Origin of the sequence: Labrys wisconsinensis, assembly GCF_030814995.1 — a bacterium.
GTDB classification, from domain to species: domain Bacteria; phylum Pseudomonadota; class Alphaproteobacteria; order Rhizobiales; family Labraceae; genus Labrys; species Labrys wisconsinensis.
In genome coordinates this window covers 872,103-892,717 of the sequence record NZ_JAUSVX010000001.1, presented here as the reverse complement: position 1 = coordinate 892,717, position 20,615 = coordinate 872,103, and the positions used below count along the sequence as shown (strand labels likewise).

Below are 20,615 nucleotides of genomic sequence, written 5' to 3'. Positions count from 1 at the left end.
CCGGCAGGATGAGGCGGGACGGGGCTTCAGCGCCCTCACCGCCGCCCGCCGCGGCCGACGATCTGGGTCGGGTTGACGAAGCGCAGGGCGATCAGCAGCCAGACCAGGGTGGTGGCGGTGTAGACGACAGCCATGGCGTCGATCGACTGCACGGCGCGCACGCCAGGCGCCTTCCCGCAGGTTCGAGCGTCCGATCAGAGCAGCGCGTGGACGGAGACGCGGCCTTCGCCGTCGTCCCTGCTCGGCCGGATGACGATCTCGACATCGCGATGGAGCCGCGTCAGGAAGCTCATCAGCCGTTCCACCGAAAACCCATCCAGCCGGTAGTTCATCAACGCGGAGACCTTCGACTGCGGGATGCCGAGCACTTTCGCGGCCTCAACCTGGCGCAGCTTGCGATCCTTGATGATCTCGGTCACCGCCAGGGCTAGACGGGTCTTGGTCTGCCGGTTGGCCGCATCGGGCAAGCCGAGGTCGGCGAACACATTGCCAGTTCCACGCTCGACGGTCATCTCGAACCCCCCTCGGCTGTCGGTCATCGGTTCGCCTCGTAGTCTTCCCGGGCTCGCTTCAACCGCCCGGCAATCAGCGCAACGTCCGGTGTTGCAGTCCGTCTTCCCGAAGGGCTCTTCTTCTGGAAGGCATGCAGCACATACACGACACCTTCGAACCGCACGGTGTAAACGGCACGATAGGTGTCGCCGTCATGGTCCTCGACCACCTCGAACACGCCGGGACCCTCTCCCTTCCAGGGCTTGGCGTGTGGGTGCTTGCCGCCGAGTTGTGCCAAGCCGAGGGCATAGCCCATGTCACTTTTTACCGCGTCGGGAAACGCGAGGAAATCGTGCTTGGACGTTCCCACCCAATGGAGGGGCTTTTCACCCGACAGGATGGGAGGGCGTGCCATCGCAATAAATATACCTGTTTGGATATATTAACACAAGGCATTGGTGCACTTCTATGCCAGGCAGCCGATCGGGGCGCTGCCCTCGGCCGACACCGGCAAAGACCGCCACCCCTCACCGCCGCCCGCCGCGGCCGACGATCTGGGTCGGGTTGACGAAGCGCAGGGCGATCAGCAGCCAGACCAGGGTGGTGGCGGTGTAGACCACCGCCATGGCGTCGATCGACTGCACGGCGCGCACGCCGGCGGCGAACACGGAATAGTAGAGCGCCACCACCAGGGTCTGGCTGGTCGGGCCGGCGGTGAGGAAGGTCAGTTCGAACATGGCGATGGTGCGCACCAGCACCAGCAGCAGCGCCGCCAGCACGCCCGGCGTCAGCATCGGGATCAGCACGTGGCGGAAGAGCTGCAGCGTGCCGGCGCCGAACACCCGCGCCGCCGCCTCCACCTTCGGGTCGATCTGCTCGATGAAGGGGATCATCACCATGATGACGAAGGGCACCGAGGGCACGAGATTGGCCAGCACCACGCCCCAGAAGGTGCCGCCGAGCCCGAGCTGGTAGAGCACGGTGGCGAGCGGGATGCCGAAGGTCATCGGCGGCACCAGGAGCGGCAGCAGGAAGATCAGCAGCACCAGGCGCTTGCCGGAGAAGTCGCGCCGGGCCATGGCATAGGCGGCGGGCACGCCGATCAGGCCGGAGAGCAGGACCACGGCTCCCACCACCTCGAAGGTCGTCAGCAGCACGTCGCCGAGCTGGAACTCGCGCCACGCGGCGAGGTACCAGCGCGTGGTGTAGCCGGCCGGCAGCCAGGACTGCAGCCAGCGGGTCGAGAACGAGCTCGTCACGACCGTCGCCATCATCGCGGCGACGTTGAGCACGAAGAAGCCGGTCAGGACCCAGACCAGGGTGGACCAGAGCCGGGCGCCGGTCGTGGTGTCGCGGATCACGGCCTCACCCCTTCGAGCCGGCGGTCGAGCCGCGATAGAACAGGCCGCGTGCCGCCAGCACCGCCACCACCACGGCGAGCTGCACCAGCCCCATGATGATGGCGATGGCCGCGCCCATCGAGGCGTCGTAGCGCTCGAAGGCGGCCTGGTAGGCGGCGATCGAGATCACCCGCGTCTCCCCCGCCGGCGCGCCGAGCAGCACGGCGGAGGGGAAGACCGAGAAGCTCTGCACGAAGGACAGGCAGAAATTGATGGCGAGGCCGGGCACCAGCAGCGGCAGGAAGACATGCACGAAACGCCGCCGCGCATCGGCGCCGAGCGTCGCCGCGGCCCGCTCCAGCGCCGGGTCGATGCCCGAGACATAGGAGAGGGTGAGCAGGAAGGTGAAGGGGAAGCCGGTGATCAGCAGCGAGGCGAACACGCCCCAGTAGTTGTGCACCAGCCGCAGCGGCTTCTCGATCAGGCCGAGCCAGATCAGGGTGCGGTTGAACCAGCCCTGGGGCCCGAGATAGTTGAGCAGGCCCTCGGCCACCAGCACGGTGCCCAGCGTGATCGGGATCACCAGGATGGTGGTGAGCAGGCGCTGGCGCCGCATCAGGCGGACGCGGAAGGCGATGGGCAGGGCCAGCACCAGGCTGACCAGCGTCACCGGCACGGCGATCCACAGCGTCGCCGGGATCGTGTCGTAGAGGAAGGGATCGGAGAAGAAGGCGACATAGTTGCCGAACGGGCCGCCCTCCTTCGGCTCGAAGGACAGCACCAGGCCATAGGCGAAGGGATAGACGAACAGCAGGAGGATCAAGAGCAGCGCCGGCACGACCAGCAGCGTCACCCCGTCGATGCCGCGGGCGGCGAGGCGCCGGCGCCAGTCCGGGCCCTCGTCCCGGCCGCTCATCGCGGCCCCCCCGTCCGTGGAAAGACCAGGACCTTGGCGGGATCGGGCACCAGGGCGATGGCCGCGCCGACCTCGGCCGGCGTCTCCGCGCGGAACACCAGCGACAGGCCGCCGGGCGTGCGGGCCGAGCCGACGAATTCGCGCCCGCGATATTCCATGGTCTCCACCACGGCCGGAATGCCGCCGGCCGAGGCGGGGCCGGCGACGAGATCGTCGGGCCGGAACACCGCCAGCACCGGCGCCCCGTCCGCCAGCGCGCCCTGGGCGCGGCCGGTCAGCACCGCCTCCGCCGCCTCGATGCGCGTCTCGCCGCCGGCGCCGGCGCGCCAGGTGCCGGGCACGGCGTTGCGAAAGCCCATGAACTCGGCGACGTCGACGTCGGCCGGCGTCTCGTAGAGCTCGCGCGGCGTGCCGACCTGGCGGATGACGCCGTCGCGCAGCACGACGATGCGGTCGGCCAGCGACAGCGCCTCGTCCTGGTCGTGGGTGACGTAGATGGTGGTCGCGCCGAGCGTGTTGTGGATGCGGCGGATCTCGGCCCGCATCTCCAGGCGCAGCTTGGCGTCGAGGTTGGAGAGCGGCTCGTCCATCAGCACCAGCGGCGGCTCGATCACCACCGCCCGGGCGATGGCGACGCGCTGCTGCTGGCCGCCGGAGAGCTGCCCCGGCAGCTTCTCCTCCTGGCCGCCGAGGCGCACCAGGCGGATCGCTTCCTCGACGCGCCGGCGGGTCTCCTCACGGCCGACGCCGCGCATCTTCAGGCCGAAGCCGACGTTCTGGCGCACGCTGAGATGCGGGAACAGCGCGTAGTTCTGGAACACCATGCCGAAGCCGCGCTCCTCCGGGCGCAGCGGGTCGATCCGCCGGCCGTCGAGCAGGATGCGGCCGGCCGAGATCGCCAGCAGGCCGGCGATGCAGTTGAGCGTGGTCGACTTGCCGCAGCCCGACGGCCCGAGCAGCGCGACGAACTCGCCGCGCCGGATGGTGAGGTCGACGCCGGCCAGGGCGTTGTGGTGGCCGAAGCTGCGGCCGACGCCTTCCAGGGCCAGGGTCTCGAAACGCGACGCGGCAATGGCCATCGGGTCTCCCATGCCATGGGCCGCGGCGACAGCCGCCGCGGCCGTTCTTCCCTACTTCTTCAGCTTGGCGCCGCCGATGTCGCGGTCCCATTTCTCGAACATGGCGACCAGCGGCTTGGCATCGAGCGGCGGCTCGACCGGGTTGTCGGCGATCATCGCCGCATATTCCGGCCGGCCGAAGCGCTTGAACGTGTCCTGGCTCTCCGGCGGGGCCATCTCGATCGGCACGTCCTTGATCGCCGGGCCGGGATACATGTAGCCGTGGTCGTACATGAAGGCCTGCTGCTCCGGCTTCAGGATGAAGGCGATAAGCTCCAGCAGCACGCCGAGCTTCTCCTCCGAGACCCCCTTGGGGATGGCAACATAGTTGGCGTCGCCCACCCAGTGGAAGCCCTTCAGCGTCGCCACCTTGTATTCCTCCGGCACGATGCCGAGATAGCGCGGGTTGACGTCCCAGCCCGTGGTGGTGGCGATGATGTCGCGGCTGCCCTCGCCGAGCTCCTTCATCGTCGCGGTGGTGCCGCCGGGATAGTACTCGATGCAGCCGTCCAGCTCCTTCAGGTAGGCCCAGGTCTTGTCCCAGCCCTTCACCGGGTCCATCGGGTCCTTGTCGCCGAGGAGATAGGGCAGGCCCATCACGAAGGTGCGGCCCGGGCCGGAATTGGCCGGGCGGGCATACATGAAGCGGCCGGGATTGGCCTTGCACCAGGCGAGCAGCTTCTCGGCGGTGTCGGGCACCTCCTTGACCCGGTCCGGCGCATATTCGAGCAGCGGGCCGGAGGGATACCAGTCGTCGACGAAGGCCTGGCCCCGCGCCATCTTCTGCATGGCCCAGGCGCCGGGCAGGTAGATCTTCTCCAGGTCCGGGAACTTGGCCTCGTATTTCGGCAGGATCTCGGTCCACAGGCCCTGCTCCATGCCGGCGGCCAGCGCGTCGTTGCCGGTGAGCACGAAGTCGATGTCGACCCGGCCGGCCGCCTGCTGGGCCTGGAGCTTGCCGGCGAGCTCGGGCGCCGTCGCCTGGGTGAAGACGAATTTCGACACGAGGTCGGGATGAGTGGCGGCGAACTTCTCCAGCGCCGGCTGGCTGAGCTGCAGGTCGCCGGCGACGTCGATGACGCTGATGACCAGCGGCTGCTTCAGCTTGGGGAAGTCCTGCGCCGCCGCGAGCTGCGGCAGCGCCGCGAGGGCGAGGCCCGCGGTCAGGATGGAGAGGATGGCAGTGCGTCGCGTCGTCATGATGTCCCTCTGTTGCTGGAGGCCCGTGTTCTTGCTGTCGTCTTCTCGTTGTCGCCGCCGGTCAGGCGCCGGCGGTGTCGGGGATCTGCCGCAGCAGCGCGGCGGATGGCGGATCGAGGAAGAGGTGGCAGGCGGAATGCCGGCACAGGATGCTGGCCGGCACGTCAGGGGTGACCGGCCCTTCGATCGTATCCCGCACCGCCTGCGCCTTGCGGCTGTCGGGCACGGCGAGGACGATCAGGCCGGCCCGCATCATCTGCGGAATGGTCATGGAGATGGCTTCGTGCGGCACGTCGTCCAGGGTCGGGAACCAGCCCTCGCCGAATTGCTGGCGGCGGCAGCGCTCCTCCAGCGCGACGACGCGGAAAGCCTCCGTCGCCTCGAAATCCGCCGGCGGATCGTTGAACGCGAGATGGGCGTTCTCGCCGATGCCGGCGAACAGGACGTCGATCGGATGGGCCGCGATCAAGGCGTCGATGCGCGCGAGCTCGGCGGCGAGGTCCGGCGCGTCGCCCTCGATGAAGTGGAAGGCGCCGAGCGCAGGCAGGCGTGAGGTGAAGCGCTCCTTGAGATAGCGCCGGAAGCTGGCGGGATGGCTCTCCGGCATGGCGATATATTCGTCGAGATGGAAGGCGGTGACGCGAGCCCAGTCGATGTCGTCCCGGCGGACCAGCGCGGCGAGCAGCTCGAACTGGCTCGCCCCGGTGGCGACGACGACGTTCGCCGCCCCGCGCGCCGCGATGGCGGCGCGGATGGCGCTCGCCCCGAGGGCGGCCGCCGCCTCGCCCAGGCTCTGCTTGGTCGGCTCGACATGGATCTTCATCAGAACGGCTCCGGGAGTGCAGCGGCGCTGCCGGGCTCGATGCCGGGCAGGCCGAGAGAAGCGGCTGAGGCCGGCGCGGCCGTGGTGGCGCGGATCACCAGCTCGGTCGGCAGATTCAGCGTCCGGTCGCGCGGCGCCTTGCCGTCGAGCACGTCGAGCAGCAGGTCGACGGCCTCCTCGCCGGCCCGGGTGCAGTGCGCCGTCACCGAGGTCAGCGGCGGGTAGGTGGTGGTGGCGAGCACGCCGTCGCAGCCGATCAGGCTGATGTCGCCCGGCACCGAGAGGCCGCGGGCGGCGAGGCCCGCCATCACGCCCTGGGCCATGACGTCGTCGAAGGCCAGCGCCGCCGTGGCGCCGCTGGCCAGCAACGCGTCGGTGGCGGCTCGGCCGGCCTCGAAGCTCGGCCGCGAGGTCGGGATGCGGGTGAGGGCGAGGCCGAGGCGGCGGGCGGCCTCGAGGCTGGCCTTGTGGCGCTGGCGGTTGGACCAGGACAGGGTCGGCCCGGCGAGATAGGCGATGGCGCGGTGGCCGAGGCCGGCGAGGTGCTCCACCGCGCGGGCATAGCTCGGGCCGGTGTCGATCAGCAGGCGCGGCAGCTTCGGCACGTCGCGGTTGATCAGCACGAAGGGCCGGCGCTGGGCATGGTGCAGGATGCGCTCGCGCGACAGGCGCGAGGAGGCGAGGATGAAGCCCTCGACCTGGGCCGAGAGCTTGGCGAGGAGCATGTCCTCCAGCTCCGGCGTCTCGTCGGAATCGCCGAGGAAGGTGGCAAAGCCGGCGTCGCGGGCCTTGGCCTGGGCGCCGCGCATCAGCGCCGCGAAGAAGGGGTTGGTGATGTCGGGCACGACGAGGGCGATGTTGCCGGCCCGCCCGGTGCTGAGGGCCCGTGCGGTGTGGTTGGGCACGTAGCCCAGGCGCGCGGCCACCGCCTGCACCAGCTCCACCGTCTCGCGGCTGAGCAGATGCGGCTGGCCGAAGGCGCGCGACACCGTGGCGCGCGACACGTTCGCCGCCTCGGCGACGTGGCGGATGGTCGGCGTCGATCGGGGACCTCCAGGGGATCGGACCGGCATGCGCGCTCGCTTCTGCAACCGGTTTCATGAAACCGGTTGCAGAAGGAGCTGTCAAGGGGCGGAGGGGAGGGAACATTCGCCGCATCGGGTTTTGAATCATCGGGCGCGACGCCAGCCGCTCCCCCCCTTGCGGGGAGGGGTACGGGGCGGGGGTGGTGCCGAATGGGGCAGATCGACCGGCAAAGAGCGCCCTTTGACACGCACGGCGCCTTATCCTGATGGACCCCCACCCCGTACCCCTCCCCGCAAGGGGGAGGGGAGCGGTTGGCGTCGCGGATCGGCTTTTGCCGTCGCCGTATCTCGCTGGCGTTTCGCCCTTCGCCGGGCTGCTGGCCTGATCACTTCGTCGATCCCGCCAGCAGCCCGGCGATGAGGTAGCGGTTGAGGAAGATCACGAGCAGGCAGGGGATGACGATGGCGATCGAGCCGCCGGCCATGATCAGCCCGTAGTCGACGAAGTTCTTGCCGGCGAATTCGGGGATGAGGACCGTCAGCGGCTTGGCGGCCTTCGGCGAGAACACCAGCGGCACCACGTACTGGCCCCAGGCGCCGAGGAAGGTGAGGATCGCCGCCGCGGTCAGGCCGGGTGCGGCGATCGGCGCGATGATCGAGAACAGGATGCGCAGGTGCCCGGCGCCGTCGATGCGCGCCGCCTCCTCGAGCGAGCGCGGCAACGAATCCATCACGCCCTTGAGCAACCAGAGGCAGAGCGGCAGGAAGGCGGAGACATAGATCAGCGTCACGCCGAGATAGGTGTCGATCTGGCCGAGCGACACCATCAGCCGGAACAGCGGGATGAGCACGGCATAGCCCGGGACCGCCATCGTGGCGACGACAGCGGTGAACAGCGCGTCCCGGCCGGGAAAGCGGAGCCGCGCGAAGGCATAGGTCCCGAGCAGCGACATCAGCACGCAGAGCACCGTGGCGCCGCCTGCGGTCAGGACGCTGTTGAGCAAAGCGAGGCGGAACTCGCCGGCGACGTCGACGCCGCCGACGCGCCCGTCGGCGAGGCCGAGGAGGCGCAGGTAATGGCCGAACGTGGGATCCTCGGGAAAGAGGTGGATGGGCCGTGCGCTGAACTCGGCCGCCGGCGTCAGGCTGGAGACCAGCGTCCAATAGATCGGCAGCAGCGACCAGACCAGCAGCAGCGCGATGCCGGCCGGGATGCCGAGGCGGATGGACCAGGGCTCGCGCATCAGTCCAGCCTCGTCGAGCGGTGGATGCGCAGGACATAGCCGAGCGAGACGGCCAGGGACACGAAGGTCACCATCAGCGACAGCGCCATGCCATAGGAGAAGTTGAACTTCTTGAAGGCCTCGAGATAGATCTGCATCAGGATCGGCCGCGTCTCCAGGCTGTTGCGCGCCAGCACGAAGGCTTCGTCGAACAGGTTGAAGGCCGAGACGGTGGCATTGGTCATCGCCACGGCGATGGCGCCGCGCGTCAGCGGCAGCGTGATCAGGCGGAACATGCCCAGGCGCGTGGCCCCGTCCATGCGCGCCGCCTCGTAGAGCTCCGCCGGGATACCCTGCATGGCGGCCAGCACGATGACGATGGTCAGCGGCATCATCCGCCAGACATGCACAATGGTGACCGCCAGCATGGCGCTGGTGCTGTCGTTGAACCAGACATGGCCCTCGAAGTCGAAGCCCATGAGCAGGAGGAGCCCGTTGAGCAGGCCGGGTCCCGGCGCGAAGATCCACTGCCAGATGACGCCGCTGACGACGCCGGGCAGGGCCCAGGGCAGCACGACGGCGGCCAGCACCCATTGGCGGCCGCGCTTCACCTGGTTGATCAGGGAGGCGGCCAGCACGCCGAACACCGTCTCGGCCGATACGGCGAGGAAGACGTACTTGAAGGTGTTGAGCCAGGCCTGCCCGACCTCCCGGTCGCCGAACATGCGCGTGTAGTTGGCGAGGCCGACGAAGGGCGTGCCCGGCTGCATCGGATTGACGCGGTGCAGGCTGTCCCAGGCCGTGCTAGCCAAGGGATAGAACACCAGCCCGCCCATGGTCAGCACGATGGGCAGCACCAGGAGGAGGCCGGTCACGAGGCCGGAGTCCCCTCCCGCCCCGTGACCGCGCCGCGCAAGCGCGGGGGCCGCCTCCGACGTCACTGCTTCATGGCTTCGGCGGCGGCGTCGGCGATGCGCTGCATGGCCTGGTCCACCGTGATCTCACCCTTGGCCGCGCTGTTGATGGACGTGTTCACGGCCAGCGAGAATTGCGGATACCAGGTCGGCGTGCCCGCCGGGAACAGGGCCTCGACCGTCGGCGCCTGCTCCACCAGCGCCGCGCCGCTCACCAGCTTGCCCTGCTGCTGCAGGTCGGCCAGCGCGGAGGTGCGCGTCGGCAGCACGCCGTTGCCGTAGTTGTGGATCTGGAACTCCCGGGTCGTCATCCACTTGACGAAGACCTTGGCGGCTTCCGGATTGGCGGCGTTCTTGGGGATGCCGAGGCCCTCCAGCAGGCCGAAGCTGCGCGTCTTGCCGCTGGCGGTCGCCACCGGGATGGCCTCGACCTGGCCGGCGACCGGCGAGTTCGCCGGGTCGTTGAAGGCGCCGAGGCGGCCGGGCTCGCCGCTGATCATGATGCTGGTCAGGCCCTTGCCGAAGACGGCCTCGTTGATCTCCGAGTCCTTGAGCCCGGTCGAGGCCGGATCGACCAGGCCCTCCTTCAGCAGCATCAGCTCGAAGGCCATGGCCTTATGGCCTGCCGAATCCGGCGCCGTGAACAGGGGCTTCATGTCCTTGTCGAACAGGTCGCCGCCGAAGGCCTTGGTGAGGAGGTACCAGCTCGTCGAGGCGCCCTCGGTCGCCGACAGCGGCAGGCCGATCGGGTATTTGACGATGCCCTTGGCCTTGACGGCCTTGGCCGCGGCCACGAGCTCGTCCAGCGTCTTCGGCATCGTGGTGACGCCCGCGTCCGCGAAATGCTTCTTGTTGACCAGCATGACGCGGAAGTCGTTGGTGTAGGGCACGGCCAGCAGGTTGCCGTTGACGGTGAAGATGGTCGAGCCCTTGATGTCCTCGACCGTCGCCTTGTCGACGATGTCGTTGAGCGGCAGGTACCAGCCCGTGGCCGCGAACTGCCCGGTCCAGGACCAGTCGAACTCGGTCACGTCGGCGGGCGCCGTGCCGGCCAGCAGGGCGGTGGAGACCTTGACCGAGACGTCGTCCCAGGACGCGGTCTGCAGGTCGAGCTTGATGCCAGTGGCCTTCTCGAAGTCGGCCGCCATGGTCGCATCCTGCGGGGACGGCAGCAGCACCGAGATCGATTGTCCGGCAAAGGGCTTGGCATCGTCCGCCAGCGCGATCGCGCTGGTCGTGGTCAGGAAGGCGGCGGCAAGGGCTGGAATCAGCCGCGATCGGGTGAGATGCATCTCTTTCTCCTCTGGCAGGCGGGGACCGTCGTCCCTTCTTGTCGTGCTTGCGGGTGCGCCAGCACAGGCTGGTCGTTGCGACGCTATCGCTGGAAATCCTGATATTCTTGCCGGTTTCGTCGCAAGTCTTCAGCTTTTTCAGCGCCCGCGCTCGGCCGTCAGTCGCGGAAGCGCCGGCGATAATCCCGGGGCGTGCAGCTCAACTGGCGCTGGAAGGCATCGTAGAAGCGGCTCAGCGATCCGTGGCCGCTCTCGAAGGCCACCTCGATGATCGCCATGTCCGTGTCGGCCAGCAGCTTCTGGGCATGGTTGAGCCGCCGCTGGCGCAGATATTGCGCAATCGACTGGCCGAGCACCCTCTGGAAGGTCGCCGTGGCGTTGGTGGGATGCAGGCCGCCGACGCGGGCGACGTCGGTCACGTTGATGGGCCTTGAGAACTCGGCGTTGATGAAGCTCGTCATCTCCTGCACCCGGGCGATCGCCCGCCGGTCGGCGACATGGGTGGCGTTGCGCCGGTGGTCGCCGTCGAATCCGCCCTCCACCGTGTCGGCCCGCCGCTGGTCGGCGGCCAGCCGGCGCACCCGCAGGCGGACCTCGTCGCGCAGGATGTCGGCGACGAGCTCGCCGGCGCCGTCCCAGTCCCGCGCCCAGCGCGCCACCATCAGCGCGTCGGCCGGATCGACCGACGGCGCGGTCAGGACATGGCCGGTCATCAGGTCGTTCTTGAAGTCGCTGGAGACGGCGAGCGACAGGAGGTCGGCGAAGGGCACGTAGACGCAGACCAGCACCGTGCCATCGACGGCGGAGATGACCTGGTGCGGCACCGCCGCCCAGAAGCTGTAGATCGCGCCCTCCTGCAGCCGGACCTGCTTGCCGTTGATCAGGTAGGTCATGCCGCCATGGGTGATGACGTTGAGCTCGACATGGTCGTGCCAGTGCGCCGCCGGCATGGGCTCGACCACGTGCGTCTCGGCCAGGAACTCGTCGGGCTTGAGGAAGCGGTTCCCGGTCTGGTGCGGATCGAGCTGGCGCATCGGCGTCCTCGTGGCGGGCCGCGTCCGGATGCCGGCGGTCACGCCTCACTTAAAATCCGGAAATAACACGGACATTCAAGCAAGCATTTTCTGTTTTCCGATGGCAAGACAAAGCTTGCGCCGTCGGCGCCAAACTCAGGGAAGGGAGGACCCGCCATGCCCAAGATCTGTCTCGTCGGTGCGGGAAGCACGGTGTTCGCTCGCGCCATCCTGAGCGACGTCCTGAGCAACGAGGCCCTGTCGCACTGCGAGATCGCGCTCTACGACATCGACCCCGAGCGCCTCGCCACCTCCGAGGTGATGGCGCGCCGCATCTGCCGCGCCCTCGGCCTCGCCGGTCAGGTCAACCTCGTCGCCACGCTCGACCGCGCCGCCGCGCTCGAAGGGGCGGACTTCGTCATCCTGATGATGCAGGTCGGCGGCTACCGGCCGGCGACCGTCACCGATTTCGAGGTGCCGAAGCGCTTCGGCCTGCGCCAGACCATCGCCGACACGCTCGGCATCGGCGGCATCTTCCGCGCTTTGCGCACCATTCCGGTGGTGTTCGACATCGCCGAGGACATGCGCCGGCACTGCCCGCAGGCCTTGATGATGAACTACGTCAACCCGATGGCGATGATCAGCTGGGCCATGGGCGAGGCCTATCCCGACATCCGCTATGTCGGCCTGTGCCATTCCGTGCAGGACACCTCGCAGTTCCTGGCGCGCACGCTCGGCGAGGACATCGCCGACATCGACTATACCTGCGCCGGCCTCAACCATGTCGCCTTCTTCCTCAAGTTCGAGAAGCGCCTCGCCGACGGCAGCCGCGTCGACCTCTACCCCCGGCTGCGTGCGATCGCGGCGGACGGCACTTTCCCGCCCAACGAGGCGGTGCGCTTCGAGGTGATGAAGCGCTTCGGCCATTTCGTCACCGAAAGCTCGATCCATTTCTCCGAATACACGCCATGGTTCATCAAGCGCGGGCGCGAGGACTTGCTTCAGGAATTCCAGCTGCCGCTCGACGAATACATCACGCGCTGCGAGCGCCAGGTCGCCACGTGGCACCACCTGCGCCAGGAGCTGGAGGACGAGAGCCGCCCGATCGAGGTCTGCCGCAGCCGCGAATATGCGGCGGCCATCATCCATTCCTGCGTGACCGGCACGCCGAGCCTGATCTACGGCAATGTCCGCAATGCCGGCCTGATCGAGAACCTGCCGGCCGAGGCGGCGGTGGAGGTCGCCTGCCATGTCGACCGCAACGGCATCCAGCCCCTGCGCCTCGGCCGCGTGCCGGTGCAGCTCGCCGCCATCATGCGCAGCAACATCAACGTCCAGGAGCTGGCGGTGACGGCCGCCCTCACCGGGCGGCGCGAGCACATCTATCACGCCGCCGCCATGGACCCGCACACGGCGGCCGAGCTGTCGCTCGCCGAGATCGAGGCGCTGGTCGATGCCCTGATCGAGGCGCACGGCCCGCTGCTGCCGGTCTTCGCCCGGGCCGCGGCATGAGTGGCTTCGACTTGTCCGGCAAGGTCGCCGTCGTCACCGGGGCGCAACGCGGCATCGGCCTCGGCATCGCCGCCGAGCTGGCGCGCGCCGGCGCCCATGTCGTCCTCACCGGCATCATGGACGCGGAGGGCGAGCGCGCCGCCGCCGAGCTTCGGTCCGGGGGCCTGCCGGCCTCGTATCGAAGCATGGACATGCGCGACGAGGCGGCCGTGCCGCGCGTGGTGGGGGGAATCGCGGCCGAGCATGGCCGGCTCGACATCGCCGTCGCCAATGCTGCGATCTATCCCAACACGCCGATATCGGCGATCGCGCCCGAGGAATGGGACGCGGTGATGGCGGTGAACCTGCGCGGCCCCTTCCTGCTGGCGCAGGCCTGCCTGCCGCATTTCCAGCGCCGGCGCGGCGGCCGGGTGATCTTCCTGTCCTCGATCACCGGCGCCCGCGTGTCCTCGCCGGGCTATGCCCATTATGCCGCCACCAAGGCCGGCATCCTCGGCTTCATGCGCACCGCCGCGCTGGAATTCGCGCCCTGGAACGTCACGCTGAACGCGGTCGAGCCCGGCAACATCCTGACCGAGGGCGTGCTGGAGCACCAGCCGCGAAGCTTCGTCGAGGCCCAGCGTGCCGCCGTGCCGCTGCGCCGCCTCGGCACGCCTGAGGACGTGGCCCATGCCGTGCGCTTCCTCGCCTCCGACGAGGCCGCCTACATCACCGGCCAGAGCATCGTGGTCGACGGCGGCCAGCTCCTGCCGGAAATGGCAACGGCGATCCTGCCGGAGGCGGGGGCGTGACGGAGGGCGAAGCTCACGGCACGATCTCGAGCCGTGCGATGGCATCGCCGTCGAGGACGAAGGCATAGCGCAGCTCGATGGGGCTGCCCGGGAAATTGCCGGTGACACGGCTGGTGACGATGGTCCGGTCGCCCTCGCGGGCGACGGCCACGGGCTCGCTGACATAGTCGTATTTGGTCGCGGCCTCCGTCTTCCAGCGGCGGATGGCATCGCGCCCGGCATGGGTGTGTCGCTCGTCGACCACGACGGCGTCTTCGGAGAAGCAGCGGGCAATGGCGTCGCTGTCGGCTCTATCGGCGGCGAAATAGGTCGCGATCGGCTTCGGCAGGGTGATCGTCATGACGGGACCTCTCCTCGGCGTTGCGTCACGACAGAGATCGCCCTAACCTTACCAAATGACAAGAACGCACGAAAAAGTAAGGTACACACCAGAAAGTAAGGACCACGGCTATACGCGCGAAACGGCCGCGGAAGGCGTCGAGCAGGCGCTGAAGCTGCTGGAGGGCCGCTGGAAGCTGGTGATCCTGTTCCACCTCTTCGGCGGCCGCATCCTGCGCTTCTCCGACCTGGAGCGGGCGATTCCCGCCGTCTCGCAGAAGATGCTGATCCAGCAGCTCCGGCAGATGGAGAAGGACGGCATCGTGCGCCGCATCGTCCACCACCAGGTGCCGCCCAAGGTCGAGTATGGGCTGACGGCGTGGGGACAGGCCCTGTGCCCGGCGCTCGACGCCCTGCTGACCTGGGCCGCGCAGCGCGGCGAGGTGCCGGCTCCGGAGCCGGGGCCCGAGGCGAGCGTCGAGGATCGGGACTGAGGCTGCGTCGTGACGGGCGTCGGGGGTGGACGGCGTTGCCGTAGAACTGTGTCGAGCTCGACGCCAGCCACTCCCCTCCCTTGCGGGGAGGGGTACGGGGTGGGGGTCGTGACGCCCGCCTCGACGGGTAGAAAATCGAGTGCAAAGCTCGTAGACCGGCGTCGCGCTCTGTCCTGGTGGACCCCCAGCCCCTTACCCCTCCCCCGCAAGGGGGAGGGGAGCGGCAGGCGTCGCGCGCTCATCGACGAGGGGCGCGTCATAGGGCCAGCACTTCCGCATCGCCCCGCTCAAACCTCCGCGGCCGCCCGCACCGCCTCCACCCGGATCTCCTCCGTCAGCCGCGCCTTCAGCGCCGAGAAGTCCGGGCTGGTCTTCAGCGTGTAGTGGCGGGGATGCGGCAGGTCGACCGGCACCTCGGCCTTGATCCGGCCCGGCCGGGCCGACATCACCACGACGCGGGAGGCGAGGAACACCGCTTCCTCGATGTCATGGGTGACGAACAGGACCGTCTTGCGCTCGCGCTCCCAGATGCCGAGCAGCAATTCCTGCATCAGGCTGCGGGTCTGGTTGTCCAGCGCGCCGAACGGCTCGTCGAGCAGCAGGATCTCCGGCTCGTTGGCGAGCGCGCGGGCGATGGCGGTGCGCTGCTGCATGCCGCCGGACAATTGCCGGGGATAGTGGCGGGCGAAGCCGGCGAGGCCGACCTTGTCGAGCCATTCGGCGACGACCTGCTCACGGCGCGCCTGCGGCACGCCCTTCTCGCGCAGGCCGAAGCCCACATTCTCCGCGACCGTCAGCCACGGGAACAGGGTGTAGGACTGGAACACCATGCCGCGGTCGCTGCCCGGGCCGGTGACGGTCCGGCCCTCGATGGTCACCGAGCCGGCGGTCGGCTTGTCCAGCCCGGCAATGATGCGCAGCAGGGTCGACTTGCCGCAGCCGGAGGGGCCGAGGATGGTGATGAAGTCGTTGCGGGCGACGTCGAGGCGGATCGGCTCGAGCGCCCGGGTCGGCTCGCCGCCGTGGGCGGCGGGGAAGCTGCGCGTGACGTCGCGGACGGCGAGCAGGCTCATGCCAGCCTCCAGGCGAACAGGGCGCGGTTCAGCATCTTGAACAGGAAGTCGGAGACGAGGCCGATCAGGCCGATGACGATGATGCCGAAGATGATCTGCCCCGTCGCCAGCCGCGACTGGCTGTTGATGATCATGTAGCCGATGCCGGAGGAGGAGCCGATCAGCTCGGCGACGATGACATAGGTCCAGGCCCAGCCGAGCACCAGGCGCAGGGTCTCGGCGATGTCGGGGGCGTTGGCCGGGATGATCACCCGCCGGACGATGCCGGTGCTGGTCGAGCCGAGGGTATAGGCGGCCTCCACCAGGTCGCGGCGGGTGTTGCCCACGGCGACCGCCACCATCAGCACGATCTGGAAGAAGGAGCCGATGAAGATCACCAGCAGCTTCTCGACCTCGCCGATGCCGGCCCAGAGGATCAGCAGCGGGATGAAGGCCGAGGCCGGGAGGTAGCGGGCGAAGGAGACGAAGGGCTCGAAGAAGGCTTCAACCGGTTTCCAGGCGCCCATCATGATGCCGAGCGGCACCGCGATCACCGAGGCCAGGACGAAGCCGCCGAACACGCGCCAGATGGTGATGGCGATGTCGAGCAGGAAATTGTCCTCGACGATCAGCCGCCAGCCATCGGCCAGCATGGTGAGGGGATCGGCAAGGAAGATCCGCGCGACGTGGCCGCCGAAGGTGAGCCAGGCCCAGGCCGCGACGAACAGCACGAAGAAGGAGATCCCCAGGCCGATGCGCAGCACGGGGGAGATGGGCTCGAGAGGGCGGGGCATCTTGATCCCGGAAAGGCGTCGTTCGAAGACAAGTGAGGCGGTCCGTCATGGCCGGGCTCGTCCCGGCCATCCACGCGAACGCGACGTCCGATGGTGTTCGCGTGGATGGCCGGATCAAGTCCGGCCATGACGGCGGAGGGTGCAGCGCAAGTACCAGCACACGCCCGCGTAGACCCTCATTCTCTACCCTCTCTTGAATGGGAGACGCGCCCTCAGTTCACGAAGCGCGTGTCGGCGAGCGTCGCGACATCAGGCGCGGCCTTGATCAAGCCCATCTGCAAAAGCAGGTCGCCGGCCGTCTTGGAGAAGGACTGGAACTCGTCGTTGAAGAATGTCTTGTTGTCGTCCCGGCTGGCCCAGCGCAGGTACTTGGCCGAATCCGCGAACTCGGCGGCGGACTGCTTGACGTCGGCGCCCATCAGCCCGTTCGACTTGTCGGGCTCGGCCTTGATCAGGTCGAGGGCCTCGTAGTAGCTCTCCACCAGCGCCTTGGCGGCATCGGGATGGGCGTCGAGGAAGGTGGGCGTGCAGCCGAGCGTATCGAGCACCATGGGATAGTCGAGCGTGGTGGCGAGGATGTGGCCCTGGTCCGGCTTGTCGCGCACGGCGGAGAGGAAGGGCTCGTAGCTCACCGCCGCATCGTTCTGGCCGGCGAGGAAGGCCTGCGCCGCCGCGTCCGGCTCGAGATTGACCACGGTGACGTCCTTGGTGGTGAGGCCGTTCTTCCCCAGCACCCAGGCGAGCATGAAATAGGGCGAGGTGCCGGGCGCCGAGGCGGCGACGGTCTTGCCCTTCAGGTCGGCGACGGTCTTGATCGGCCCGCGCGCGACGATGCCGTCGGCGCCGTAGGACTTGTCGAGCTGGACGATCTGCTTGGTGGCGACGCCGTTGGCGTTCCAGACGATCCAGGTCTCGACCGTGGTCGCTGCGCATTGCAGGTCGCCGCTGGCGATGGCGAGCGGGCGGGTGGCCTGCGGCACCTTCTTCAGCGTCACGTCGAGCCCGTGCTTCTCGAAGATGCCGGCAACCTTGGCCAGCGTCAGCGGGGCGAAGCCCGTCCAGCCGCTGATGCCGATCGCCACCGGTGTGGCTGCCGACGCCGGGGCGGCGAAAGCGATCGAGAGCGCAGAGAAGATCGTCAGCATACGCGTTTTCACGGGTTTTCTCCCTTGGGCGGATCGTCCGCCTGCGGGCGCAGCGCAGACCCTGGCGCGGCATTTGTCCAGCCCAATTTTTGCCTTTCGGCTGGCGCGGAAAGCGGCGGCTCAGAAGCCGGCGATCGGCCGCGGCCGCGAGCCGTCGGAAAAGCGTGAGAAGCGGAAGTCGCGGGGGTCGACCAGCGGCGGCGCGCCGGTGACGAGGTCGGCGACGAGGCGGCCGGCGCCTGGGCCGATGCCGAAGCCGTGGCCGGAAAAGCCGGTGGCCACCACGAGGCCGGGCACGGCGTCCACCGGCGAGATCACCGGCACTGCGTCCGGCATCACGTCGATCAGCCCGGCCCATTCCTGCAGCACCCGCGCCCCGACGAAGGCCGGGAACTGGCGGGCGAGGCTCGCAAGCGCCGCGGCGAGGTAGCGCCGGTCCGGCGCGGGATCGAGCACGCGCACCTCTTCGTAGGGCGAGACCTGGTCGAGCGGCACCGGGGCCGCCTCGCGCCATTCCTGCAGGAAACGCCCGTCGAGCCGCAATCGGAGGTCGCTCCAGCCCATGCGCAGCGCCGGCAGATAGTCGGCAAAGAAGCGGACGCTGTCGGGCACGACGGGCACGACGTTCACATGGCCGTTGGCGATGGTGTAGCCGCCGTCGAGGCGCTTGCGGAAGGCGGCGTCGCCGCACCACAGCGCCGTCTCGGGGGCGCCCTCGATCGGCGCGGTGCGCAGCACGCTGGCGCGGACCTTGAGCTGGGGCAGCGTCAGGCCGACATCCCTCAGGAAGCGGCGCGACCAGGCGCCGGCGGCCACCACCACGGCGTCGCAGGCGATGCGGCCGCGCTCGGTCACCACGGCCGCGACCTTGCCACCGGCCCGGTCGAGCCCGCGCACGGCGCAGCCGGTCAGGATGGTGGCGCCGGCCCGGCGGGCCGCGGCGGCGATGGCCGGCGCCGCCTTCTGCGGCTCGGCCCGCCCATCGGTCGGACAGTAGAGCGCCGCTTTCCAGCGCGCGCCCGGCATCAGCCGGTCGAGCTCGGCGCCCGCGACCATGCGCGCCTCGATCTGGTAGGGCCGCGCCAGCTCGATCCAGGCCTCGCCGCGGGCGACCTCCGCCTCGGTCTCGGCGGCGAAGACGATGCCGGTGCGCCGAAAGCCGGTCTCGGCCCCGACCGCCTGGTTCAGGCCCTCCCAGAGCCGCAGGCTTTCCACGACCAGCGGGATCTCGCGCGGATCCCGCCGGGCCTTGCGCACCCAGCCCCAGTTGCGGCTCGACTGCTCGCCGGCGATATGGCCCTTCTCGCACAGCACGACCGAGACGCCCCGCTGCGAGAGATACAGGGCCGCGCTGGTGCCGATGATGCCGCCGCCGACGATGACCACATCCGCGCGGGCGGGGAGAGCGGGATCGGAGGGGACGGGGTCGACTTGCGGGCCCATCAGGCAGCGCTCCCGCCGCAAGGATTTGTCGTCATGTGCGCGCTCCTGGCCATCGATCTTCCTTGGACCTTTCGAGGCCGCGGCGCCAAGCCCAAAGATCGGGTGGGATGCGCCACCGGAATTCAGGCGGTGAAATCCGCCGCAAAGGTCTCGGCGATGGCGAGCACGGCCGCATGCACCGGCCCCGAGGTGATCGCGGGGACCACCGAGGCGTCGACGACATAGGCGTTGTCGAGGCCGTTGAGCCTCAGGTCCGCGTCGACCACCGCGCCGGGGTCGGCGCCCATGCGGCAGGTGCCGACGGGATGGTGATGGGTGATGGCGGCGCGGGCGATGAAGGCGGCGAGCTCCGCCTCGGTCACGGCGGCCGGGCCGGGCAGCAGCTCCTCGGCGCGCCAGGGCGCCAGGGCGGCGTGGTGGCCGATCTCGCGGGCGCGCTGCAGGGCGCGCACGAAGCTGCGCCGGTCGTGCTCTGTGGTGAGATAGGCGGGGTCGATCAGCGGCGGGTCGGCTGCGTCCGGTCCGGTGATGGCGAGGCGTCCGCGGCTGGTCGGATGGGTGACGCCGCAGAGGACGGTGTAGGCCTCGCCCGGCGGCGGGGCGGAAAAGCATTCGGAGACGGCGGGCGCGGCGACGCAGGCGAGCACCACGTCCGGCGCACCCTCGCCCCGGGTCGGATCGGCGGCGTCGAGATACATCAGCGATTCCGAATGCTGCAGCCGGGACGGGGGCACCGGCCGGCGGGCGCGGTAGAGGTTGCCGGCGGCGAGCAGATGGTCGTGCAGGTTCTCGCCGACATCGGGCGAGGCCAGCCGGCAGGCGACGCCGGCCTTCGCCAGCACCGCGGGGGCGCCGATGCCCGAGCGCATCAGGAGGAGGGGCGAGGCGACGGCGCCGGCGCAGATGAGCACGGTGTCGGCGAAGACGGGCTCGGTCCGGCCGTCGCGCGCCAGCGTCGCGCCGGTGACGCGTGAGCCCTCCAGCTCCAGGCGCTCGACCGTGGCGCCGGTGATCAGGGTCAGGTTGGGGCGGTCGAGCGCCGGAACGAGCCAGGCATCGGCGGCGCTGACCCGACGCCCGTCACGGATGGTCAGGGAATTGGCGGCGACGCCCTTGAGGCTGCGGCCGTTGTGGTCGCCGAGATGCGGCACGCCGAGCGCCAGGCCCGCTTCCATATAGGCGCGGACCACCGGGCTGAGCTCGGCGTCCGGCAGGTAGACCGGCAACGGTCCCTCGCCGCCGTGCAGCGGGCCGGCGCCGCCGGGCGGCGCGTTGGCGCCGCTGGAGAAGCTCTCGCTGCGGCGGAAGGCGGGCAGCAGCCCGTCATAGGACCAGCGCCGGGTGCCGGTGGCGGCGGCCCAGGCCTCGAAATCGTCGGGATGGCCGCGCACATGCGCCATGGCGTGCAGGCAGCTCGAGCCGCCGACCACCCGGCCGCGCGGCCAGGGATGGATGCGCCCGGCCGTGCCCGGCTGCGGCAGGGTCGCATAGGCCCAGTCGAAGGCGCGGCCCTGCAGCGCCGGCCATTTCTGCGGCACGGCGATGTCGGGATCATCGGGCATGGCGCCGGCCTCGACCAGGCCGACCCGCAGCGCCGGGTTCTCGCTGAGGCGTGCCGCCAGCACCGAGCCGGCCGAGCCGGCGCCCAGGATCAGGACATCGAAACCCATGCCGCCCCTCGTTTGATCTTTGATCAGAGATCGACGATCA

General features: G+C 69.4%; 21 protein-coding genes and 1 pseudogene. 3 read left to right on the top strand and 19 right to left on the bottom strand.

Annotation, left to right across the window (positions count from 1 at the left end):
* Window positions 1–35 precede the first annotated feature (35 nt).
* The 13 genes and pseudogenes from QO011_RS04060 to QO011_RS04000 all read right to left on the bottom strand — a co-directional run.
* A pseudogene (locus tag QO011_RS04060) lies at window positions 36–170 on the bottom strand (ABC transporter permease); the annotation flags it as partial.
* Between the two features lie 24 nt (window positions 171–194).
* Entirely contained in the window at window positions 195–539 is a 345-nt protein-coding gene (locus QO011_RS04055; RefSeq protein ID WP_307268023.1) for a helix-turn-helix domain-containing protein, read from the bottom strand.
* Window positions 536–907, bottom strand: coding sequence for a type II toxin-antitoxin system RelE/ParE family toxin (locus tag QO011_RS04050; RefSeq protein ID WP_307268019.1), 372 nt, complete (start codon window positions 905–907; stop codon window positions 536–538). The genes QO011_RS04055 and QO011_RS04050 overlap by 4 nt, the downstream gene beginning before the upstream one ends.
* A 112-nt stretch (window positions 908–1,019) precedes the next feature.
* Entirely contained in the window at window positions 1,020–1,853 is an 834-nt protein-coding gene (locus tag QO011_RS04045) for an ABC transporter permease (protein ID WP_307268017.1), read from the bottom strand.
* A 4-nt stretch (window positions 1,854–1,857) separates the two neighbouring features.
* Window positions 1,858–2,748, bottom strand: a complete 891-nt coding sequence (locus QO011_RS04040; protein WP_307268016.1) for an ABC transporter permease — start codon at window positions 2,746–2,748, stop codon at window positions 1,858–1,860.
* The gene (locus tag QO011_RS04035; RefSeq protein ID WP_307268013.1) at window positions 2,745–3,827 is read right to left on the bottom strand and encodes an ABC transporter ATP-binding protein; all 1,083 of its coding nucleotides are present in this window, start codon (window positions 3,825–3,827) and stop codon (window positions 2,745–2,747) included. Before QO011_RS04035 ends, QO011_RS04040 begins: the two co-directional genes overlap by 4 nt.
* Before the next feature lie 51 nt (window positions 3,828–3,878).
* Window positions 3,879–5,066 carry an extracellular solute-binding protein gene (locus QO011_RS04030; RefSeq protein ID WP_307268011.1) on the bottom strand — a complete coding sequence of 396 codons (1,188 nt, stop codon included), beginning with the start codon at window positions 5,064–5,066 and terminating at the stop codon, window positions 3,879–3,881.
* Between the two features lie 61 nt (window positions 5,067–5,127).
* Window positions 5,128–5,889 carry a glucosamine-6-phosphate deaminase gene (locus tag QO011_RS04025; protein ID WP_307268009.1) on the bottom strand — a complete coding sequence of 254 codons (762 nt, stop codon included), beginning with the start codon at window positions 5,887–5,889 and terminating at the stop codon, window positions 5,128–5,130.
* Window positions 5,889–6,962: a LacI family DNA-binding transcriptional regulator gene (locus QO011_RS04020; RefSeq protein ID WP_307268007.1), complete on the bottom strand. Its 1,074-nt coding sequence runs from the start codon at window positions 6,960–6,962 to the stop codon at window positions 5,889–5,891. Before QO011_RS04020 ends, QO011_RS04025 begins: the two co-directional genes overlap by 1 nt.
* A 338-nt stretch (window positions 6,963–7,300) precedes the next feature.
* A complete protein-coding gene (locus QO011_RS04015) occupies window positions 7,301–8,158 on the bottom strand; it encodes a carbohydrate ABC transporter permease (RefSeq protein ID WP_307268004.1) in 858 nt (285 codons plus the stop codon).
* Window positions 8,158–9,012, bottom strand: a complete 855-nt coding sequence (locus QO011_RS04010) for a carbohydrate ABC transporter permease (RefSeq protein WP_307268003.1) — start codon at window positions 9,010–9,012, stop codon at window positions 8,158–8,160. The genes QO011_RS04015 and QO011_RS04010 overlap by 1 nt, the downstream gene beginning before the upstream one ends.
* 62 nt (window positions 9,013–9,074) lie before the next feature.
* Complete coding sequence (locus QO011_RS04005; RefSeq protein ID WP_307268001.1) at window positions 9,075–10,343, bottom strand: extracellular solute-binding protein; 1,269 nt, start codon at window positions 10,341–10,343, stop codon at window positions 9,075–9,077.
* A gap of 158 nt (window positions 10,344–10,501) precedes the next feature.
* Window positions 10,502–11,377, bottom strand: a complete 876-nt coding sequence (locus QO011_RS04000; protein ID WP_307268000.1) for a helix-turn-helix domain-containing protein — start codon at window positions 11,375–11,377, stop codon at window positions 10,502–10,504.
* A 156-nt stretch (window positions 11,378–11,533) separates the two neighbouring features.
* Between QO011_RS04000 and QO011_RS03995 the strand changes: the two genes are divergently transcribed.
* Window positions 11,534–12,868 (top strand): alpha-glucosidase/alpha-galactosidase, encoded by a 1,335-nt coding sequence (locus QO011_RS03995; RefSeq protein ID WP_307267998.1) that lies wholly within the window; start codon window positions 11,534–11,536, stop codon window positions 12,866–12,868.
* Window positions 12,865–13,659 (top strand): SDR family NAD(P)-dependent oxidoreductase, encoded by a 795-nt coding sequence (locus tag QO011_RS03990; RefSeq protein WP_307267995.1) that lies wholly within the window; start codon window positions 12,865–12,867, stop codon window positions 13,657–13,659. The genes QO011_RS03995 and QO011_RS03990 overlap by 4 nt, the downstream gene beginning before the upstream one ends.
* Window positions 13,660–13,672: 13 nt before the next feature.
* Here the strand turns inward: QO011_RS03990 and QO011_RS03985 are convergent, their stop codons facing one another.
* On the bottom strand, window positions 13,673–13,999 hold the full coding sequence (locus QO011_RS03985; protein WP_307267992.1) for a nuclear transport factor 2 family protein: 327 nt from the start codon (window positions 13,997–13,999) through the stop codon (window positions 13,673–13,675).
* Between the two features lie 55 nt (window positions 14,000–14,054).
* On the opposite strand from QO011_RS03985, the gene QO011_RS03980 reads away from it, so the two are divergent.
* Window positions 14,055–14,471: a winged helix-turn-helix transcriptional regulator gene (locus tag QO011_RS03980; protein ID WP_307267990.1), complete on the top strand. Its 417-nt coding sequence runs from the start codon at window positions 14,055–14,057 to the stop codon at window positions 14,469–14,471.
* A gap of 287 nt (window positions 14,472–14,758) precedes the next feature.
* On the opposite strand, the gene QO011_RS03975 is transcribed toward QO011_RS03980, so the two are convergent.
* The 5 genes from QO011_RS03975 to QO011_RS03955 all read right to left on the bottom strand — a co-directional run bounded on the left by QO011_RS03975 (window position 14,759) and on the right by QO011_RS03955 (window position 20,575).
* Complete coding sequence (locus QO011_RS03975) at window positions 14,759–15,544, bottom strand: ABC transporter ATP-binding protein (RefSeq protein ID WP_307267987.1); 786 nt, start codon at window positions 15,542–15,544, stop codon at window positions 14,759–14,761.
* The gene (locus QO011_RS03970) at window positions 15,541–16,317 is read right to left on the bottom strand and encodes an ABC transporter permease (protein ID WP_307267984.1); all 777 of its coding nucleotides are present in this window, start codon (window positions 16,315–16,317) and stop codon (window positions 15,541–15,543) included. Before QO011_RS03970 ends, QO011_RS03975 begins: the two co-directional genes overlap by 4 nt.
* A 212-nt stretch (window positions 16,318–16,529) precedes the next feature.
* Window positions 16,530–17,462 carry an ABC transporter substrate-binding protein gene (locus QO011_RS03965; RefSeq protein ID WP_307269222.1) on the bottom strand — a complete coding sequence of 311 codons (933 nt, stop codon included), beginning with the start codon at window positions 17,460–17,462 and terminating at the stop codon, window positions 16,530–16,532.
* Window positions 17,463–17,582: 120 nt separating this feature from the next.
* Window positions 17,583–18,908: an NAD(P)/FAD-dependent oxidoreductase gene (locus QO011_RS03960; protein WP_370881910.1), complete on the bottom strand. Its 1,326-nt coding sequence runs from the start codon at window positions 18,906–18,908 to the stop codon at window positions 17,583–17,585.
* 119 nt (window positions 18,909–19,027) lie between these two features.
* Entirely contained in the window at window positions 19,028–20,575 is a 1,548-nt protein-coding gene (locus tag QO011_RS03955; protein ID WP_307267979.1) for a GMC family oxidoreductase, read from the bottom strand.
* Window positions 20,576–20,615 lie beyond the last annotated feature (40 nt).

What these genes read in the sequence shown, in the direction of transcription:
- QO011_RS03995 (WP_307267998.1), top strand. Translation starts at nt 11,534, where the DNA reads ATGCCCAAGATCTGTCTCGTCGGTGCGGGAAGCACGGTGTTCGCTCGC.
- QO011_RS03990 (WP_307267995.1), top strand. Translation starts at nt 12,865, where the DNA reads ATGAGTGGCTTCGACTTGTCCGGCAAGGTCGCCGTCGTCACCGGGGCG.
- QO011_RS03965 (WP_307269222.1), bottom strand. Translation starts at nt 17,462, where the DNA reads ATGCTGACGATCTTCTCTGCGCTCTCGATCGCTTTCGCCGCCCCGGCG.
- QO011_RS04015 (WP_307268004.1), bottom strand. Translation starts at nt 8,158, where the DNA reads ATGCGCGAGCCCTGGTCCATCCGCCTCGGCATCCCGGCCGGCATCGCG.
- QO011_RS03975 (WP_307267987.1), bottom strand. Translation starts at nt 15,544, where the DNA reads ATGAGCCTGCTCGCCGTCCGCGACGTCACGCGCAGCTTCCCCGCCGCC.
- QO011_RS04030 (WP_307268011.1), bottom strand. Translation starts at nt 5,066, where the DNA reads ATGACGACGCGACGCACTGCCATCCTCTCCATCCTGACCGCGGGCCTC.
- QO011_RS04020 (WP_307268007.1), bottom strand. Translation starts at nt 6,962, where the DNA reads ATGCCGGTCCGATCCCCTGGAGGTCCCCGATCGACGCCGACCATCCGC.
- QO011_RS04005 (WP_307268001.1), bottom strand. Translation starts at nt 10,343, where the DNA reads ATGCATCTCACCCGATCGCGGCTGATTCCAGCCCTTGCCGCCGCCTTC.
- QO011_RS04040 (WP_307268016.1), bottom strand. Translation starts at nt 2,748, where the DNA reads ATGAGCGGCCGGGACGAGGGCCCGGACTGGCGCCGGCGCCTCGCCGCC.
- QO011_RS03985 (WP_307267992.1), bottom strand. Translation starts at nt 13,999, where the DNA reads ATGACGATCACCCTGCCGAAGCCGATCGCGACCTATTTCGCCGCCGAT.
- QO011_RS03970 (WP_307267984.1), bottom strand. Translation starts at nt 16,317, where the DNA reads ATGCCCCGCCCTCTCGAGCCCATCTCCCCCGTGCTGCGCATCGGCCTG.
- QO011_RS03980 (WP_307267990.1), top strand. Translation starts at nt 14,055, where the DNA reads ATGACAAGAACGCACGAAAAAGTAAGGTACACACCAGAAAGTAAGGAC.
- QO011_RS04055 (WP_307268023.1), bottom strand. Translation starts at nt 539, where the DNA reads ATGACCGACAGCCGAGGGGGGTTCGAGATGACCGTCGAGCGTGGAACT.
- QO011_RS04050 (WP_307268019.1), bottom strand. Translation starts at nt 907, where the DNA reads ATGGCACGCCCTCCCATCCTGTCGGGTGAAAAGCCCCTCCATTGGGTG.
- QO011_RS04035 (WP_307268013.1), bottom strand. Translation starts at nt 3,827, where the DNA reads ATGGCCATTGCCGCGTCGCGTTTCGAGACCCTGGCCCTGGAAGGCGTC.
- QO011_RS04025 (WP_307268009.1), bottom strand. Translation starts at nt 5,889, where the DNA reads ATGAAGATCCATGTCGAGCCGACCAAGCAGAGCCTGGGCGAGGCGGCG.
- QO011_RS03955 (WP_307267979.1), bottom strand. Translation starts at nt 20,575, where the DNA reads ATGGGTTTCGATGTCCTGATCCTGGGCGCCGGCTCGGCCGGCTCGGTG.
- QO011_RS04000 (WP_307268000.1), bottom strand. Translation starts at nt 11,377, where the DNA reads ATGCGCCAGCTCGATCCGCACCAGACCGGGAACCGCTTCCTCAAGCCC.